Below are 16,959 nucleotides of genomic sequence, written 5' to 3' on the forward strand. Positions count from 1 at the left end.
GGCGCGCCGACCGGCCTGTCCGCCCTGGTTCGCCCTATTCGGACTTCTTGGAGCCGAACATGATCTCGTCCCACGACGGGACGGAAGCGCGGCGGCCCCGGCCCTTCTTGCGTGCGGGCTGGCCGGCGCCCCCTGCGGCGGCGGCCGCCGACATCGGGCCGTCGGACGTGTGCCCCTGCTGGTCGTCGGTGTCGGCGGCGTGCGCCGTCACCGGGGTGCGTCCGCGCGGCTCCTGGGGCCGCTCGGCGGGTCTGCGCGCTCCCGACCCCGGAACGGCCGGGCCCATCGACGGCCGCTGGCGGCGCTCCTCCCGCTCGCGCGGGGGCGCCTCCGCGGCCGGCGCGCGCCTGCGGGCCGATTCGGAGGGGATCACATCGTCCACCGGCCCGCTCGGCTCGGCCCGTTCGGATTCGGCCTCCTCCTCCGGCACCGCCCGGCCGGCGGCCGCCGGGGCCGGGTCGGCCTCGGGCGCCGGGCGCTCCTGCTCCGGTGCGGCGCGGCCGGTGCGGCTGAAGGCCCGCTCGGTCTCGGTGAGGGCGCGCTCCTCCGGCGCCGTGCGGGCGCGGGCGGCGGGCCGCTCGGGGAAGGCGGGCGGCTCGTAGGGGTCGGCGTGCGCCGGTTCCCCCCGCTCGGCCGCCGGTGCGGCGGGCGCGGGCGGGTCGGCCGCCGGCGGGGCGTCGGCCGGGGCGGAACGCTGCGGGGCGTGCTCCTCGGCCCCGGGTCTGGCCAGGCCGTCGGAGCGCGCGGGCTCGGTGGGCGCCTGCTGGCGCCGCGGCACGAACGGGGTGACCGTCGCGCCGCCGTCGCCGGACACGCCGCCCGCGGCCGGGTCGGAGAAGCGCGCCGCCTCGTCGTCGACGGGGGCGACCGTGCGCCGCCGCGGCTCGAACACCCAGTGCGCCAGGCGCTCCGCGCCGTTGAGCAGGAAGGCGAGCTTGACGTTCCAGTTTCCGTCCTCGCGCTTCCAGGCGTCCCAGACCGCCTCGCCGGTCTCCAGCTGGTGCGGCCCCACCCGCTCGGAGACCAGGTCGCCCAGTGCGGGGCCGGGCACGGTATCGCCCGGACCGCGCACGGAGGCCCGTTGCGCCTGCTGCGCCATGAACTCCCGCTCCTGCAGGACCGGGCCCTCGAACCAGCGGATGCGCTCGATGGGGATGCCGGCGAGCTCGGCGATCGCCTCCACCGTCTCTCCAGAGCGGATCCGGGCCTGGATTTCCTTGGGGCGCAACGGATTCTCCACTTCGATCTCGTACTGGCCGAGCCGGGAGAACTGGCCGCGGACGGCGGCGCGGAGACGGTCGTCGACGGGCAGCGTGAAACGGGTACCGCGACCGGCGCTCGCCAGCACCAGGTAGGTGCCGTCCTCGCTCACGGCCACCAGGCGAAGCTCCTGCATCGCCCTCCCTTTCGCGCTTCCCGTCGAGGGTGGGTCCTCGGCCATCCCCCGCGTTCCCAGTCTGTTCGGCATCCGGGTGTTCGGCCAGTACCCCGCCCGGCATGTCCGAACCGTGGGCCTCCGTGCCCCGGTCACCGGTGCCCGGGCGGGCCCGGTGCCCATCTTGGCATGTGGGAGGGGGCGGGCGGCGATCGCGTTCCGGCCCCTCGGTCGGCGTCCTCCTGCGGGTGATGCTAACCCGCGGGGCCGGAGCCGACCATGACCCGCGCGGACGCCCCGTTCCGGCGCGGCGCGCCGGTGCCAACACGACACGCGGTCCGTGACCTCAGGGTGATCTATTCAATGCCGCGCCTTAACAGGACCTTAGGCCGGGTTCGCGTAAGTTGTCCCGGTATGGGCCGGAACTGGGCGCCGCGGGGGCGGCGCCCGGCCGGTCCCGGCCGGGGAATCCGACGGGGGGAACGCCGTACGAGGCGGCGTAGGAAAGGGGGAGGATGGCCGAGCCAGAAGACGAGAAGCGCCACATCGCCCGCGCCCGAACGGACGGCGGGAACGGCGACGGCGACGCCGGGGACGGCGCCGAGGACCGCAAGCGGGTCAATCTGAGCATGCCCCAGGTGGTCGCGGGCGGTGTGGCCACGCTGACGGCCGCCACCGCGGCCTCGTACCTGGGGGTGTACGGGACCATCTTCGGCGCCGCGGTGATGAGCGTGCTCAGCACCGCCGGGACCGCCGTCACCCAGCACTGGCTGGAGCGCAGTGGGGACAAGGCCAAGGAGGCCGCGGCCCGCGCGGGGATGACGCTGCACGGTGCGCGCGCCCAGGGCGCGACCCGGGCGGCGGCACAGGACGACCCCGGCGGCGCGGCCGGATCCGGCCATGGCCCGACGGGCGCCGCGGACGCGCCGACCCACGCGTTCGGCACGGACGGTGACGCGGAGACGCCCCGCGCCCTGCCGACGCTCGGCGGAGCCGACCACGCGGACGGTGCGGACGGTGCCGGCGGTGCGGACGGGACGCACGGTGCCGACGGTGCCGACGTCCCGGACGGGGACGACGAGCGCACCTGGTGGCAGCGGTACCGGATGGCGGTCATCCCCGCCGCGGTGGTGTTCGTCGGGGTCATGCTGGTGATCCTGGTGTTCGAGCTGCTGACCGGGCGGAGCCTGACCGACACGGTGCACGGCAGGAGCGAGAACTCCTCGCCGTCGCTGCTCGGCGGGGTCTCCCAGAACCACGAGCCCGACGACGGCGTGCGGTCGACACCGACGCCGGGGACCGAGGGGCAGGAGGGGACCGGCGGCCAGGAGGACACCGACGGGGTGCAGCCCTCGCCCGGCACCGAGGAGACCGAGGGCACCGATGACGGGACCGGGACCGACGACGGGGCCGGTACTGAGGACGGGACCGACGGGACCGACGGGAGCGACGGCGATACCGGCACCGGCGACGATGAGACCGGCGGCGGGGGAGAGTCCGGGACCGGCGGCGGCTCCGAGGACGGCGGGTCCGGCACCGGGGGGTCCGGCGGCGGCTCCGGGAGCGGCGGCCGGCAGGACTCCGGAAGCGGGTACGGCGGTACCGGCTCCCAGGAGCAGGCGCCGGACGGCTCCGACTCCACCTCCTGAGCGTTCCCCGAGCACCCCCTGAGCGCTCACCCGGCGCCCGCCCCCGGCCCTGTGCCGGACGGGGCCCGCGCCGGACACCGGGACCGGGCGGCACGGCCGCCCGGTCCCGACGCGTACCGGCCCCGGAACGGGACCGGGGTCAGGGCCCGAAGACGCGCTCGGTGTAGGCGTTGGCGAACCGCCGCTCGGGGTCCATCCGTTCGCGGACCTCCATCGCGTCGCCGAACCTCGGGTACACCCGCTCCAGGTAGGAGCGGTCCCTGGTGTGCAGCTTGCCCCAGTGCGGGCGCCCCTCCGCCGCCGTGAACACCGCCTCGGCCTCGGAGAAGAAGCGCTGGTAGGGCGACCCCCGGTACACGTGCACCGCCACGTACGCGGTGTCGCGCCCGTAGGCCGTCGACAGCCACACGTCGTCGGCCGGCGCGAACCGTACCTCCACCGGGAAGCTGATCCGGTGCCCGCCCCGGTCCACCAGCGACCGCAGTTCCCGCAGCACCGCCGGCAGCTCCTCGGCCGGGACCGCGTACTCCATCTCCACGAACTTCACCCGCCGCGGCGAGGCGAACACCTTGTAGGAGGCGTCGGTGTACTCCCGTGCCGACAGTGCCCGCGCGCTGACCTGGTTGATCGCGGGGATCGCCGCCGGCAGCGCCCGCCCCGCCCGGTTGATGCGCTCGAACAGGGTGTTGGACAGGAACTCGTCGTCCAGCCACGCCTTGAAGGGCGCCAGCGGCCGCGCCGGCCCCTCGGCGGGGTTGTTGCGCTTGGTGCTGGCCATCCCGGTGTGGGGGAACCAGAAGAACTCGAAGTGCTCGTTCTGCGCGCGCAGCTCCGGCAGCCGCTCCAGCACCTCCTCCAGGCGCATCGGCTCCTCGCGCGCGTTCAGCAGGAAGGTCGGGCGCACCGCCATGGTCATCGCGGTGACCACGCCGAAGGCCCCCAGCCCCACCCGCGCGGCGCCGAACAGGTCGGGGTCGTCCCCGGCCGAGCACCGCACGACCTCCCCGTCGGCGCGCACCAGCTCCATGCCGACCACCTGGGAGGCCAGGCCGCCGGTGGAGCGCCCGGTGCCGTGCGTGCCGGTCTGGATCGCCCCGGCCAGGGTCTGCACCGCGATGTCGCCCATGTTGGCCAGGGCCGCCCCGCGGCGGGCCAGTGCTTCGTTGAGGTCGCTGAGCACCAGCCCGGCCTCGGCCTCGGCGGTGCCCGCCTCCAGGTCGACCGAGCGCAGCCGGTTCAGCGCGGCGGGGGAGAGCATCAGCCCGTCGGTGACGGCGGCGTCGGTGAAGGAGTGCCCCGCGCCCACCATCCGCACCGGCAGCCCCCGGTCGGCGGCGGAGCGGACCGCTCCGGCGACGTCGGCGGGCCCGTTGGGGGTGGCGGTGGTGCGCGGGTGCGCCCGGTGCGTACCGGACCATGTGCGCCACATCACGTTCGTCATGGTCCGCGAGGGTACCGGCGGGGGTGACACCCGTTACGCGGGGGGTGGCCGCAACCCCGCCGAAGTGCTGGTTTCATGGAACGCATGAGGCCCTACGACGCGTTCCTTCTCATCTCCTTCGGAGGACCAGAGGCCGAGGACGAGGTGATCCCGTTCCTGGAGAACGTCACCCGCGGCCGCGGCATCCCCCGGGAGCGGCTCGCCGAGGTCGGCGAGCACTACTACCTCTTCAACGGGGTCAGCCCCATCAATCGGCAGTGCCGCGACCTGCTGGCCGAGATCCGCGCGGACTTCTCGGCCAACGGCGTGGACCTGCCGGTGTACTGGGGCAACCGGTTCTGGACCCCGATGCTCACCGACACCGTGCGGCGGATGGCCGAGGACGGCGTGCGCCGCGTCGTCGCGATGGCCACCTCCGCCTACAGCAGCTACTCCAGCCACCGCGCCTACCTGAACGACATCGCCGCCGCGCGCGAGGCCGTCGGGCCGGAGGCCCCGGAGATCGAGCTGATCCGCCCGTTCTTCGACCACCCCGGCTTCATCGAGCCGCTGGCCGAGCACACCCGCCAGGCGCTGGACCGGCTGCCGCAGGACAAGCGCGCGGGGGCGCGCCTGCTGTTCTCGGCGCACTCCATCCCCACCGCCATGGCCGAGGCCAGCGGTGAGCCCGGGCAGGGGTACGGCCCCGGCGGGGCCTACGTCGCCCAGCTGGAGGAGGTGGCCCGCCTGGTGGCCGAGCGGGTCGGCGGCGGCCACCCCTACGAGGTCGTCTACCAGAGCCGCAGCGGCCCGCCGAGCCAGCCGTGGCTGGAGCCGGACGTCAACGACCGCCTGGAGGAGCTGGCCGGGGAGGGCGCCGAGGCCGTCGTGGTGGTGCCGCACGGCTTCGTCTCCGACCACATGGAGGTCAAGTACGACCTCGACAACGAGGCGCTGGAGACCGCGGGCAAGCTCGGCATCGCCTTCGAGCGGGCGCTGAGCCCGGGCACCCACCCGCGCTTCGTGCGGATGGTGCGCGAACTCGTCCAGGAGCGCGCCGAGGGCGCCGATCCCTCCGGCCTGAGCGGCCTGCCGAGCTGCCACACCTGCGCCGAGCACTGCTGCCTGCAGAAGCGCTGAGCGGTTCCGCGGGGGCCTCGGCCGGTCGGTGACGGGGGCGGCGGCGCCAGGGCGCCGGCGCCCCTTCGACCACAGGGTTCGAGCAGGGGGCGGCCGCGGATGCGCGTGTCCTGGGCGCGGTCCTGTCGGCCCGCCTGGGCGCCGTCGGCCGGAACCCCCGTCACGGAGGGCCTGCCCGGCAGCGCCCCGCGCTTCGATCAGCGGGCGTGCGGGGCCGGCCTGCCACGCGGCCGTGACCGGTGCCGGGCACCGGGCCCTCGGCCCTCCCCTGGGGCCTTCCCCCTCTCCCGCCTGACCCGCCATCCCCGGTCTCGCGGCGGATTTCGCATACCGGATAGGGTCGTGGCGACCGGCCTCGGCGATGAGGGAGGAAGCGAATGGTCCGCTCCTGGTACGAGTTGTCCGACTACGTCACGCTGAAGCGGGTGGGCGGCCTCCGCCTCTCGCCGGACGGGCGCAGGCTGGTCGCACCGGTGAGCGGGATCAAGCCCGACGGAACCTCCTTCGGCGCCTCCCTGTGGGAGATCGACCCCGAGGGCCGCGCCGAGCCGCGCCGGATCACCCGCTCCGCCGAAGGCGAGTCCGCCCCCGCCTTCCTGCCCGACGGCTCCCTGCTGTTCGCCTCCAAGCGCCCCGACGCCGAGTCCGAGGACGGCGGCGGCGCCCCCGCCCTGTGGCTGCTGCCCGCCGACGGCGGCGAGGCCCGGCGGGTGGCCTCCCGCCCCGGCGGCATCGGCTCGGTGGCCGTGGCCCGGGACGCGGGGACCGTCGTCTTCACCTCCGACACCCTGCCCGGCACCAGCGGCGCCGAGGAGGACGAGCTGGCCCGCAAGGCCCGCAAGGACGCCGGGGTCACCGCGATCCTGCACGAGTCCTTCCCGGTCCGCTACTGGGACCACGACCTGGGCCCCGGCGAGCCGCGCCTGTTCAGCGCCGCGCCGCCCGAGGGCCCCGCCGGCGGCCTGGGCGAGCCCGCCGACCTGACCCCCGCGCCGGGCAAGGCCCTCCTGGAGGCCGACGTCACCGTCTCCCCGGACGGCGCCACCGCGGTCGCCACCTGGACCACCACCGGCCCCGCCGCCCGGATGCGCACCCGCCTGCAGGCCTTGGACACCGCCACCGGGCGCGCCCGCGTCCTGGCCGAGGACCCCGAACGCGACTTCGGCGCCCCCGCCTTCTCCCCGGACGGGCGCAGCGTGGCCGCCCTGCTCTCCTACGACGGCGAGCCCGGCGGCGAGCCCCGCGACACCACCCTGTGGGTGCTCGACGCCGAGACCGGGCAGGGCCGGGACGTGCTGGCCGGCTCGGAGCTGTGGCCGCGCGAGCACGCCTGGTCCCCCGACTCCTCGGCGCTGTACTTCGTCGCCGACGAGAACGGCCGCCGCCCCGTCTTCCGCCTCGACCTGGACACCTCCCGCCTGACCCGGGTGACCGGCGACGACGGCGCCTACAGCGCCCTGCAGCCCGACCCCGGCGGTGCCGCCCTGTACGCCCTGCGCGACTCCTGGGACGAGCCGCCCACACCGGTGCGCCTGGACCCCGCGGCCGGTGACGGCGCCCCGGTCCGCCTGCCCGCGCCCGACCTGCCGCTGACGGTCCCCGGCCGCCTCACCGAGGTCGAGACCGAGGCCGACGACGGCACCCGGATCCGCTCCTGGCTGGTGCTGCCCGAGGAGGCCTCCGCCGGCTCCCCGGCCCCGCTCGTGCTGTGGATCCACGGCGGCCCCTACATGAGCTTCAACGGCTGGTCCTGGCGGTGGAACCCGTGGCTGCTCGCCGCGCGCGGCTACGCCGTCCTGCTGCCCGACCCCGCCCTGTCCACCGGCTACGGCCAGGACATGCTGCGCCGGGCCTGGGGCACCTGGGGGCCGCGCACCTTCGCCGACCTGATGGCGGCCGTCGACGCCGCCGTGGCCCGCGACGACGTGGACGGCTCCCGCACCGCCGCCATGGGCGGCTCCTTCGGCGGCTACATGGCCAACTGGATCGCCGGGCACACCGACCGCTTCAAGGCGGTCGTCACCCACGCCTCCCTGTGGGACCTGGGGGCCTTCAGCGGCACCACCGACATGCCGCCCGCCTGGACCGCCGAGTTCGGCGACCCCGACACCTCGCCCGAGCGCTACCGGGCGGCCTCGCCGCACCGCTCCGCCGACTCGGTGCGCACGCCCGTGCTCGTCATCCACGGCGACAAGGACTACCGGGTGCCCATCGGCGAGGGCCTGCGCCTGTGGTGGGACCTGATGCGGCGGGAGGTGGACGCCAAGTTCCTCTACTTCCCGACCGAGAACCACTGGATCCTCACACCCGGCAACATCACGGTCTGGTACGAGACGGTGTTCGCCTTCCTCGACCACCACGTGCTGGGCAAGGAGTGGAAGCGCCCCGAGCGCCTGTAGGGCCGGGGCGGGAGACGACGACACTGGGGGACGTGTACACCATGGCAGCCGAGGAGGGCGCCGCGCCCGCTCCGGACCCGCACGCGCTGGCCGCGCTGGCCGAGCGCACCGCCGCCGAGGCGGGCCGGCTCGCGGCCGAGGGGCAGGAGGGCATCGGGGTGCTCGACACCAAGAGCACCCCGACCGACGTGGTCACCGAGATGGACCGGCGGGCCGAGGAGCTGATCCGCAAGCGCCTGCTGTCGGCCCGGCCGGGCGACGCCGTCCTCGGCGAGGAGGGCGGAGAGGAGGCCGGCACCGGCCACGGCGTGCGCTGGATCGTCGACCCCATCGACGGCACCGTCAACTACCTGTACGGGCGCGAGGAGTGGGCGGTGAGCATCGCCGCCGAGTCCGGCGGCCGGATCGTGGCCGGGGCCGTGGTCGCGCCGCGCCTGGGCGACACCTACACCGCGGTGGCGGGCGGCGGGGCGTTCTGCAACGGGGCCCCGCTGCGCGTCGGCGACCCGCCCGGACTCGCCTTCGCGCTGGTGGCGACGGGGTTCGGCTACGACCCGGGGCGCCGCGCCCGGCAGGCCGAGGTGCTGCGGTCGGTGCTGCCCCGGGTGCGCGACATCCGCCGCGGCGGGTCGGCCGCGATCGACATCTGCTCACTGGCGCGCGGCCGCGCCGACGCCTACTACGAGCGCGGCCTCAACCCGTGGGACTGGGCGGCGGCCGCCCTGGTGGCCCGGGAGGCGGGCCTGCGCGTGGAGGGGCTGCGCGGGGCGGAGCCCAGCGGTGAGCTGACCATCGCCGCGCCGCCCGGGCTGTTCGAGAGCCTGCACGACCTGCTGGAGCCGCTGGGCGCCGACACCGACGGCCCGGCCTGAGGCGTTCCGGCGCCGTGCACGCCCGGCGTCGGCGACGGCTCGGCCGTCGCCCCGGAGGGGCGGCGAGCGGCTCGGGCGGGCGCTCTCCGTCACGGTGTCCCGCAGGCGCTGCGATGTGCCGTCCGCGACGGTGCGTGACGGCTCGCTCGACCGGCCGCCGACCCCCGGACGGCTCGGCGCAACCATGGACGCCCCGGGGCCGTCGGTCGACGACGGTGCCGCCGGTGCCGACGGTGCCGCCGGGGCCCCGGACGCGCGGCGGCCGGCCGCGGGGATCGCGGCCGGCCGTGCGGTCCATCGGGGGATCGGTTCAGGCGCAGTCGGCGCTGACACCGTTCCGGGCGGCGATGCGCTTGAGGTCTTCGAGCTCGGAGGAGTGCATCTCGGCCAGGAAGTCGTCGCCGGCGGCGCGGGCCGCCTGGAGCGACGTGTAGGTCTCCGCGATGCGGCCGTTGATCTCCGCGAGGAACTCGCCCATTTTCACCTCACTCTGAAAGCACGTCCGGTCGTTGCCCCGGGTCACTGCGCTGTGACACGGCGGATGCACCCCGGTCCGCGGTACGGCCCCGAAGCGCTGCGGCGGAACGGCGTCCCGCCTCTCGGGGATGGCGGGCGCCTGCGGCTTCAGGCCATACCCGCCCCTCCGGTCCGGTGAAACCCCCCGAAGGGGGCGTGATCCATCCGTGATGGAAGGTGCCGGCGGCCGTCCGCCCGGAGGCCCCGCCTCCGGGACGATCATCGCAGGGGTGTGTGAGGCCGGGCACCCGGGTACCCCTTTCCCATCACCCCCGTGGCCGCCGTCCGGGGGCGGCCCGGCCGGTGGACGCGGCGTCGGGCCCGGTCGGCAGGGGGATCCGGGCCACCGAGTGTCCTACAGCACATCGGGTGGAGAGCGCCAGGGCTTACTTGTTTCTTATTCTGTATGTGTCAGATTCGAGATGTGCGGGGTGAACAGCCCTTGCCGGCGGTTGGGGGATGCGCCGGCAAGGGCTCCCGCGCAGGGGGAAATCGGTGGTCCGGTCCCGTTGGGGGACGGGGCCGGGCCCCGTACTCCGTTCCCCGGCGGCAGCCGCAGGTTGCCGCGCGGCCGAGCCGCCCCTACCTTGGCGGCGGGCGGGGCTTACCCCGCCCTTATCCGGGCCGTGCGATAACTGCAGAGCGCGGCCGGGGACCACAGACGCCGCTGCCGGTGTGTTGGGGGATGCGCCGGCAGCGGCCCTTTTTTCGGGTAGTGCGAGGAGAAGGACGGCTGTGCGCGTACTTGTCGTCGAGGACGAGCAGGTCCTGGCGGACACCATCGCCGTAGGGCTGCGCCGCGAGTCCATGGCCGTCGACGTCGCCTACGACGGCGACAGCGCCCTGGAGCACGCGGGGGTCAACGACTACGACGTGGTCATCCTCGACCGCGACCTGCCCGGCGTGCACGGCGACGACGTGGCCCGCGCCCTGGTCGGCCAGAGCTACAACGGCCGCATCCTCATGCTCACCGCCTCCGGGCAGCTGGAGGACAAGGTCGAGGGGCTCAGCCTGGGCGCCGACGACTACATGGCCAAGCCCTTCGCCTTCGCCGAGCTGGTGGCCCGCGTTCGGGCGCTGGGCCGCCGCGCCGCCCCGCCGCTGCCCCCGGTCCTCAAGCGCAACGGCATCGTCCTGGACCCGGCCAACCACACCGTCGAGCGCGACGGGCGGGACATCTCCCTGACCCCCAAGGAGTTCGCCGTGCTGGAGGTGCTCATGCGCGCCAACGGCACCGTGGTCAGCGCCGAAGGGCTGCTGGAGAAGGCCTGGGACGAGAACGCCGACCCCTTCACCAACGTCGTGCGGGTCACCGTGATGACCCTGCGCAAGAAACTCGGCGAACCGCCCATCGTGCACACCGTCCCCGGCGCCGGGTACCGGCTGTGAGCAGCGGCGACGTCGGGCACGAGGGGCCGCGCACCGACCCGGTGGCCGCGGTCCCCCAGGGCGAGGTGCCGGCCACCCCGCCGGGGGAGACGGGGACCTGGCGCCGCCTGAACCCCGACCCCGTCCCGCCGCAGACCCCGCCCGGCGGCAACGCCGTGGGCGGCCAGGTCGCCGACGGGCTGCACCGCTTCACCGACAACATGAGCCTGCGGGCGCGGCTCACCCTCATCTACGGGATGCTGTTCTTCGCCGCCGGCTCGCTGCTGGTGCTGCTGAACTACATCATCGTCGCCGGCGTCCTGGGCGGGCTGAACTTCCAGCCCGCCGGCAGTGTCAGCGCCGAGACGGCCGAGGCGATGAAGAACAGCTTCATCGAGGTCGTCCTGGCCTCCCTCACCCGCTGGTCGGTTCTGGCGCTCGTGGTGGTGGGCCTGCTCGCGGTCGGCCTGGGCTACGCGGTGGCCGGGCGGGCGCTGTCGCCCCTGCAGAAGATCACCCGCACCGCGCGCCGGCTCTCCGAGCGCTCCCTGCACGAGCGCATCGCCCTGGGCGGCCCCGACGACGAGATCCGCGAGCTCGCCGACACCTTCGACGGCATGCTGGAGCGGCTGGACCGCGCCTTCGACGGCCAGCGCCGCTTCGTGGCCAACGCCTCCCACGAGCTGCGCACCCCGCTGGCGATCAACCGCACCCTGCTGGAGGTCGCGCTGAGCGACCCCGAGGCCTCGGCCGACCTCAAGTCCGTGGGGCGCACCCTGCTGGAGACCAACTCCCGCCACGAGCGCCTCATCGACGGCCTGCTCTTCCTCGCCAAGAGCGACCGGGAGCTGGAGGTGCGCACCCTGGTCGACATGGGCGAGGTCGCCGAGTCGGTGCTCAGCCAGCTCTCCGGCGAGCTGGAGCCCTCCGGGCTGGCCGTGCGCACCGACCTGCGCTCGGCCCGGGTCGTGGGCGACCCGGTGCTGCTGGAGCGCCTGGTGGGCAACCTGGTGGAGAACGCGCTGCGGTACAACGTCGAGGACGGCGAGATCACCGTGCGCAGCGGCATGTACGAGGGGTCCCCGGCGGTCCAGGTGGAGAACTCCGGCCCGGTGGTGCCCGCCTACGAGATCGAGGGGCTGTTCGAGCCCTTCCGCCGCTCCACCGGAAACCGGGTGGCCTCGGGCAAGAGCGCGGGCCTGGGACTGTCCATCGTCCGCTCGGTGGTGCGCGCCCACGGGGGCACCGTGAGCGTGTGGCCCCGCGCCGGGGGCGGCCTGGTCGTCACCGTCTCCTTCCCCGCCGCCGGCCGCGAGACCGCGGGCGTGTAACCGGCTGCGACCGGTCCCGGCGGCGTGATATCTATACGTGTCCGACGACACGACCACCCCGGGTCCGAGCGGCCTCCGGCGGTGGGTAAGCTCTCCCGGGCGTGAACACGCGGGGAACGCCTCCCCGCGTGGGAGTTGCCGCCGCTACCTCGTGCGATGCGCGGTCCACCCGCTGGCGTGCGCGCGGGAGGAAGCCGCGGGAATGGGTCGGAAACGTTCGGGCGTTGGGTAGCACAGTCAGGAGGCCGTGCCGGGCGCGGTGCGCGCGGCCGGGTTCGGCCAACCTCTGTCGCCATCCGGTGTGAGGACACCCGGGAGGGGTCACAGTCCTCTTACGCCGCCGGAATTTTCCGGCAGAACCGGGCACAAGATTCGGGTCTCAAGCGTTACACCCGCGCGACGAGGCAGAGAACTGAGGGGGATGGAGCAACCAGAATGGCCACCGACTACGACAGCCCGCGCAAGACCGACGAGGACATGAACGAGGACAGCCTGCAGGAGCTGCAGGCCCGGCGGGTCGACAAGGGCACCAGCACCATCGACGTCGACCCCGACGAGGTCGCCGAGGGCATGGAGCTTCCCGGCGCCGACCTGTCCGGCGAGGAGCTCGCGGTCCGCGTCCTCCCGCGCCAGGCCGACGAGTTCACCTGCTCGCGCTGCTTCCTCGTCCACCACCGCAGCCAGCTCGCCGAGGAGCGCAAGGGGCAGCTCGTCTGCAAGGAGTGCGCCTGAAGCGGGCGCCCTTCCTCCTTGGCGCCTCGCCGGCCGGCGTGCAACGACAGCGCCGATGCGTCCCCGCCTAGGGGGCGCATCGCCTTGTTCCGGGGGGAATTCCGCCCGGTCGCGGATCGTTGGCGTCCACGACAGGGGCACGAGCGCCGCCCGAGGGCGCTCGGCGGTCCCCCGACGCTCTGGAGGAGGCCCATGCCCGGCGACCCGACCCCGGACTCCGAGCCCGACGGCCGCCCCGGCGCCGACCTGGTGCCCGCAGGGCGCGAGGACGTGGGGGAGCTCGTCGGCGCCATCGTCGCCGACGACGGCGCCGACCCGCGGCGGCGGGCCGGCCTCATCGCACGCCTGGCCCGCGCCCTGTCCCAGGGGGCGCGTGCGGCCGGGGTGCGCGGCGCGGCCGGCGGCCGCTGGCTGACCGACGTCTTCGCCGACGAGATCGCCCCGCGCATCCCCGTGCGCGACCTGGACACCCTGGCCCGCCACCACAAGGGGCTGACCGGCGACGAGCTCGCCGACACCCTGGTGCGCAACGCGGCCAACACCACCACCGCGGTCGGCGCGGCCGGAGGGGCGCTGGCCGCCGCCCAGTTCACCGCCCCTCCGCTGCTGCTGACCGCCCCCGCCCAGCTGGTGGCCGAGACGGTCGTCGTGGCGGCGGTCGAGGTCAAGCTGATCGGCGAGCTGCACGAGGTGTACGGGGCGGGCGCCACCGGGGGAGCGGTGCGCCGCCACGCCGGGTACGTGCAGTCCTGGGCCTACCGGCGCGGCATCGACCCGATGTCGGCGTCGGAGTCCCTCACGGCGGCGCTGGGCGCGGCGGCCAAGGTGGCGCTGCGCAAGCGCCTGATGCGGGTCCTGGGGCGCCACCTGACCACGCTCGGCCCCTACCTGACCGGAGCCGTCGCGGGCGGGGCCCTCAACCGCACGGCCACCGCCGCCCTGGCCAGGGCGGTCCGGGCGGACCTGGCGAAGACGGCCGTGGCCCGGGGGCGCCGGACCGGCGCCCTGGGAGGGGACACGGCGGCCCTGGAGAAGGGCGGAAAGGGCGGGTAGCCCGGGGCCGGAGGTGACAGCGGGGCCCGTGCGGGCCCCGCCGCGGGGACCTCAGGCCTGGTCGAGGGCCTTGCGGGGCTGCATGCGCTTGTGGGCGGTGCGCACCGCCAGGACGCGGGCCACCTCCATGCCCACCCCGGTCAGCACGGCCCAGCCCAGGGCCTCCCCCAGTCCGACGTCGAGGGACTCGGGGTCGGTCGGCGGCTCCTTGCCGGTGGCCTGGGTCCAGGCGAAGGTCAGCGCCTTGCGGGCGGCGAAGCCGGCCGCGAGCGCCGCGACGCCGCCGACGATCTGCGCCGCGATGTCACCGTCTTTCTTAGCCATGTGGGTACCGGTCGCTCTCCATCGGTCGTTTCGGTGCGGCCAGGGCGTGCTCCTCGGGCCGCACCCTGACGCCGCCGTCGGGCCCATCCTTCCACGCGCCGCCCCGGCGGTGCCGCCCGGCGGGCGCGCGTTGTCCCACAGCGCCTCCACAGGCCCGGAAACAAGGAGCGAGCAGGGGCTCAGAGCCAATACCATTGCCCCATGACCAACCGCTCTCGTTCCTTCCGCGTGCCCGACAAGCCCTCGCTCGACGGTATCGAGGCGAAGTGGGTAGACGTCTGGGACGAGTCCGGCGTCTACCGATTCGACCGCACCAAGAGCCGCGACGAGATCTTCTCGATCGACACCCCCCCGCCCACGGTCTCGGGGTCGCTGCACATCGGCCACGCCTTCTCCTACACCCACACCGACCTGGTCGCCCGCTTCCAGCGGATGCGCGGCAAGTCGGTCTTCTACCCGATGGGCTGGGACGACAACGGCCTGCCCACCGAGCGCCGGGTGCAGAACTACTACGGCGTGCGCTGCGACCCGTCGATCCCGTACGACCCGGACTTCACCCCGCCGGCCAAGCCCGACCCCAAGCGCCAGGTGCCCGTCTCGCGCCGCAACTTCATCGAGCTGTGCGAGCGGCTCACCGCCGAGGACGAGAAGGTCTTCGAGGGCGTGTGGCGCCGCCTGGGCCTGAGCGTGGACTGGAGCCACACCTACGCCACCATCGACGACGGGTCGCGGGCCGCCGCCCAGCGGGCGTTCCTGCGCAACCTCGCCCGCGGCGAGGCCTACATGGCCGAGGCGCCCACGCTGTGGGACGTCACCTTCCGCACCGCCGTCGCCCAGGCCGAGCTGGAGGACCGGGAGCGCACCGGGGCCTACCACAAGGTGGCCTTCCACCGCCCCGACGGCGGCACGGTGCACATCGAGACCACCCGCCCCGAGCTGATCCCGGCCTGTGTCGCCCTGGTCGCCCACCCCGACGACGAGCGCTACCGCGACCTGGTCGGCGGCACCGTCACCTCGCCGGTCTTCGGCGTGGAGGTGCCGGTCAAGGCGCACTGGCTGGCCGAGCCCGACAAGGGCACCGGCATCGCCATGATCTGCACCTTCGGCGACACCACCGACGTGACCTGGTGGCGCGAGCTCCAGCTGGAGACCCGCCCGATCGTGGGCTGGGACGGCCGTATCATCGCCGACCCGCCCGCCGGCCTGGACTCCGAGGACGCCCGCAAGTCCTACGCCGCCCTGGCCGGGGCCACCGTGCACACGGCCCGCGAGCGCATGGTCGAGATGCTGCGCGAGTCCGGCGACCTGGTCGGCGAGCCCACCCCGACCACGCGCCCGGTCAAGTTCTACGAGAAGGGCGACAAGCCGCTGGAGGTGGTCACCACCCGCCAGTGGTACATCCGCAACGGCGGGCGCGACGCCGACGTGCGCGAGCGGCTGCTGGAGCGCGGCCGCGAGCTGCAGTGGCGCCCCGACCACATGCGCTCGCGCTACGAGCACTGGGTGGAGGGCCTCAACGGCGACTGGCTGATCAGCCGCCAGCGGTTCTTCGGCGTGCCCTTCCCGGTCTGGTACCGGCTGGACGCCGCGGGCAACCCGCGCTACGACGAGCCGATCACGCCGGACGAGGCGGCCCTGCCGGTCGACCCCAGCTCCGAGGCGCCGGCCGGGTACACCGAGGACCAGCGCGGCGAGCCCGGCGGCTTCATCGGCGACCCCGACATCATGGACACCTGGGCCACCTCCTCGCTGTCGCCGCAGATCGCCGGCGGCTGGGAGCGCGACGAGGACCTGTTCTCCCGGGTCTTCCCGATGGACCTGCGCCCCCAGGGCCAGGACATCATCCGCACCTGGCTGTTCTCCACGGTCGTGCGGGCCGACGCCGAGCACGGGCGCCTGCCCTGGCGCACCGCGGCGATCTCCGGGTGGATCCTGGACCCCGACCGCAAGAAGATGTCCAAGTCCAAGGGCAACGTCGTCACCCCGATCGACCTGCTCGAGCGGTACAGCTCCGACGCCATCCGGTACTGGGCGGCCAGCGGGCGCCTGGGCACCGACACCGCCCTGGACGAAGGGCAGATGAAGGTCGGCCGCCGGCTGAGCATCAAGATCCTCAACGCGACCAAGTTCGCGCTGTCGGTCGCCGGGGAGGACGCCGCGGACCGGCCCGAGGCGGTCACCGAGCCGCTGGACCGGTCCATGCTGGCGGCCCTGGCCGACGTGGTCGAGGACGCCACCGCCGCCTTCGAGGCCTACGACCACACCCGCGCCCTGGAGCGGGCCGAGCGGTTCTTCTGGGAGTTCTGCGACGACTACCTGGAGCTGGTCAAGGCCCGCGCCTACGAGGAGGGCACCGACCAGAGCGCCTCGGCCCGCGCCGCCCTGCTCCAGGCGCTCTCGGTGATCCAGCGCCTGTTCGCCCCGTTCCTGCCGTTCACCGCCGACGAGGTGTGGTCCTGGTGGCGCGAGGGCTCGGTGCACGCCGCCCGCTGGCCGGAGGCCGACCGGGTGCGCGCCGCCGCCGGCGACGGCGACCCGGCCGTGCTGGAGGCCGCCTCGGCGGTGCTGCGCGCGGTGCGCAAGTCCAAGTCCGAGGCCAAGCTCTCGATGCGGGCCGAGGTCGAGCGGGTGGCCGTGCGCGGCGCCCACGTGGACCGCGCCCGGGTCGCCGAGGGCGACATCCGCGCCGCCGGCCGGGCCGCCGCCCTGGACTTCGAGGCCAGCGGGGAGCAGGAGCTCTCCGTGGAGGTGACCCTGCCCCCGGCCGCGGAGTAGGCTCG

General features: G+C 74.8%; 13 protein-coding genes. 9 read left to right on the forward strand and 4 right to left on the reverse strand.

The genetic code is table 11. The features are described from left to right. Positions 1-34: 34 nt before the first annotated feature. Positions 35-1,396 carry a septation protein SepH gene (gene sepH / locus C892_RS0112910; RefSeq protein WP_017557554.1) on the reverse strand — a complete coding sequence of 454 codons (1,362 nt, stop codon included), beginning with the start codon at positions 1,394-1,396 and terminating at the stop codon, positions 35-37. A 494-nt stretch (positions 1,397-1,890) separates the two neighbouring features. On the opposite strand from sepH, the gene C892_RS29995 reads away from it, so the two are divergent. Beyond that, entirely contained in the window at positions 1,891-3,024 is a 1,134-nt protein-coding gene (locus C892_RS29995) for a hypothetical protein (protein ID WP_017557555.1), read from the forward strand. Between the two features lie 139 nt (positions 3,025-3,163). Here the strand turns inward: C892_RS29995 and C892_RS0112920 are convergent, their stop codons facing one another. After that, positions 3,164-4,453 (reverse strand): FAD-linked oxidoreductase, L-gulonolactone oxidase family, encoded by a 1,290-nt coding sequence (locus C892_RS0112920; RefSeq protein WP_017557556.1) that lies wholly within the window; start codon positions 4,451-4,453, stop codon positions 3,164-3,166. A gap of 96 nt (positions 4,454-4,549) precedes the next feature. On the opposite strand from C892_RS0112920, the gene C892_RS0112925 reads away from it, so the two are divergent. From C892_RS0112925 to C892_RS0112935, 3 genes are all read left to right on the forward strand, one after another. Next, on the forward strand, positions 4,550-5,584 hold the full coding sequence (locus C892_RS0112925) for a ferrochelatase (RefSeq protein WP_017557557.1): 1,035 nt from the start codon (positions 4,550-4,552) through the stop codon (positions 5,582-5,584). A 377-nt stretch (positions 5,585-5,961) separates the two neighbouring features. Beyond that, positions 5,962-7,983, forward strand: a complete 2,022-nt coding sequence (locus tag C892_RS0112930) for a S9 family peptidase (protein WP_017557558.1) — start codon at positions 5,962-5,964, stop codon at positions 7,981-7,983. 41 nt (positions 7,984-8,024) lie between these two features. After that, the gene (locus tag C892_RS0112935) at positions 8,025-8,855 is read left to right on the forward strand and encodes an inositol monophosphatase family protein (protein ID WP_026124328.1); all 831 of its coding nucleotides are present in this window, start codon (positions 8,025-8,027) and stop codon (positions 8,853-8,855) included. 310 nt (positions 8,856-9,165) lie between these two features. On the opposite strand, the gene C892_RS31800 is transcribed toward C892_RS0112935, so the two are convergent. Further along, entirely contained in the window at positions 9,166-9,333 is a 168-nt protein-coding gene (locus C892_RS31800; protein ID WP_017540579.1) for a hypothetical protein, read from the reverse strand. A 773-nt stretch (positions 9,334-10,106) separates the two neighbouring features. Between C892_RS31800 and C892_RS0112945 the strand changes: the two genes are divergently transcribed. From C892_RS0112945 to C892_RS0112960, 4 genes are all read left to right on the forward strand, one after another. Beyond that, complete coding sequence (locus C892_RS0112945) at positions 10,107-10,760, forward strand: response regulator transcription factor (RefSeq protein WP_017540578.1); 654 nt, start codon at positions 10,107-10,109, stop codon at positions 10,758-10,760. Beyond that, positions 10,757-12,070: a sensor histidine kinase gene (locus C892_RS0112950; protein ID WP_017557560.1), complete on the forward strand. Its 1,314-nt coding sequence runs from the start codon at positions 10,757-10,759 to the stop codon at positions 12,068-12,070. Before C892_RS0112945 ends, C892_RS0112950 begins: the two co-directional genes overlap by 4 nt. A gap of 435 nt (positions 12,071-12,505) precedes the next feature. Then, positions 12,506-12,802: a DUF4193 domain-containing protein gene (locus tag C892_RS0112955; RefSeq protein ID WP_017557561.1), complete on the forward strand. Its 297-nt coding sequence runs from the start codon at positions 12,506-12,508 to the stop codon at positions 12,800-12,802. Positions 12,803-12,994: 192 nt separating this feature from the next. Continuing rightward, positions 12,995-13,855: a hypothetical protein gene (locus C892_RS0112960; protein WP_017557562.1), complete on the forward strand. Its 861-nt coding sequence runs from the start codon at positions 12,995-12,997 to the stop codon at positions 13,853-13,855. A gap of 51 nt (positions 13,856-13,906) precedes the next feature. Here C892_RS0112960 and C892_RS0112965 read toward each other — a convergent pair whose 3' ends face one another. Continuing rightward, on the reverse strand, positions 13,907-14,179 hold the full coding sequence (locus tag C892_RS0112965) for a DUF4235 domain-containing protein (protein WP_017540574.1): 273 nt from the start codon (positions 14,177-14,179) through the stop codon (positions 13,907-13,909). A gap of 201 nt (positions 14,180-14,380) precedes the next feature. Between C892_RS0112965 and valS the strand changes: the two genes are divergently transcribed. Beyond that, complete coding sequence (gene valS / locus C892_RS0112970) at positions 14,381-16,954, forward strand: valine--tRNA ligase (RefSeq protein WP_017557563.1); 2,574 nt, start codon at positions 14,381-14,383, stop codon at positions 16,952-16,954. Positions 16,955-16,959 lie beyond the last annotated feature (5 nt).

It is taken from the genome of Nocardiopsis baichengensis YIM 90130 (assembly GCF_000341205.1).
GTDB lineage: Bacteria > Actinomycetota > Actinomycetes > Streptosporangiales > Streptosporangiaceae > Nocardiopsis_A > Nocardiopsis_A halophila.

Coding starts and splice junctions, on each gene's coding strand:
- C892_RS0112935 (WP_026124328.1), top strand. CDS start 8,025: ATGGCAGCCGAGGAGGGCGCCGCGCCCGCTCCGGACCCGCACGCGCTG.
- C892_RS0112965 (WP_017540574.1), bottom strand. CDS start 14,179: ATGGCTAAGAAAGACGGTGACATCGCGGCGCAGATCGTCGGCGGCGTC.
- C892_RS0112925 (WP_017557557.1), top strand. CDS start 4,550: ATGAGGCCCTACGACGCGTTCCTTCTCATCTCCTTCGGAGGACCAGAG.
- C892_RS29995 (WP_017557555.1), top strand. CDS start 1,891: ATGGCCGAGCCAGAAGACGAGAAGCGCCACATCGCCCGCGCCCGAACG.
- C892_RS0112955 (WP_017557561.1), top strand. CDS start 12,506: ATGGCCACCGACTACGACAGCCCGCGCAAGACCGACGAGGACATGAAC.
- C892_RS0112930 (WP_017557558.1), top strand. CDS start 5,962: ATGGTCCGCTCCTGGTACGAGTTGTCCGACTACGTCACGCTGAAGCGG.
- C892_RS0112960 (WP_017557562.1), top strand. CDS start 12,995: ATGCCCGGCGACCCGACCCCGGACTCCGAGCCCGACGGCCGCCCCGGC.
- C892_RS31800 (WP_017540579.1), bottom strand. CDS start 9,333: ATGGGCGAGTTCCTCGCGGAGATCAACGGCCGCATCGCGGAGACCTAC.
- sepH (WP_017557554.1), bottom strand. CDS start 1,396: ATGCAGGAGCTTCGCCTGGTGGCCGTGAGCGAGGACGGCACCTACCTG.
- valS (WP_017557563.1), top strand. CDS start 14,381: ATGACCAACCGCTCTCGTTCCTTCCGCGTGCCCGACAAGCCCTCGCTC.
- C892_RS0112920 (WP_017557556.1), bottom strand. CDS start 4,453: ATGTGGCGCACATGGTCCGGTACGCACCGGGCGCACCCGCGCACCACC.